The organism is Mitsuaria sp. TWR114 (genome assembly GCF_007997345.1).
Genome location: NZ_VOSR01001122.1, coordinates 1 through 670 on the forward strand (window position 1 = coordinate 1; position 670 = coordinate 670).

Genomic DNA, 670 nt, shown 5'->3' on the forward strand with positions numbered 1-670 from the left:
CCAGGCCCAGCCCGACGCCGAGCAGCAGCAGGATCAGCGACAACGCCGCCGCCGCGGCCGCACCGGCCAGCACCGCGCCCCACGACACCGCCGAGACCGTCCCCCGGGCGGGGTAGGCTCCGCCGACGCTGCTCTCGCCCGCATACCAGGCTTCGTTCGCGACCATCGCAATCCCCTCGAGTGGTGATGAGGTCTGCTGGCAAAGGACGGACCTGAGATCGGGGACGCCCCTTTGGAGACGGCGCCCATGACCGGTGCCGTAACCCCGTTCCGTAACCCGGCGCCGTAACGCCCGTTACGCCGATGCCGTCACACCGACCGCGCGGCCCGCGCAGAATGCGCCACCCATGACCGTTGCCACCGTTTCCTCCGCACCCGTCGCCGACGGCGTCGCGCATCGCCTCCAGCTGCTGCCGCACGGCCTGCGCATCGACGGCCTGCCCGAACTGCGCAACCGCCTGCTGCCGCGCCTGCTGGCCGCGCTGCTGCAGGCGCACGAGCAGGGCCTGGCCCGCGTCGACAGCCCCTGCTCGCGCGCCGAGCTGCGCGAGCGCATCGCCGGCATGGCCGAGCTGCACCGCACCCAGGTCTGGCGCGCGCTGGCGCTGCTGGACGACGGTCCGCTGGCCGCGCTGATCGAGGCCAGCGCCCGCAGCAGCGGTCCGTTCTG

Annotated in this window: 1 protein-coding gene; it reads left to right on the plus strand. The window is 73.7% G+C overall.

The window, feature by feature from the left end:
- Positions 1–347: 347 nt before the first annotated feature.
- A partial coding sequence (locus tag FUT87_RS28030) for a hypothetical protein (protein WP_147243075.1) occupies positions 348–670 on the plus strand: 323 nt, incomplete at its 3' end.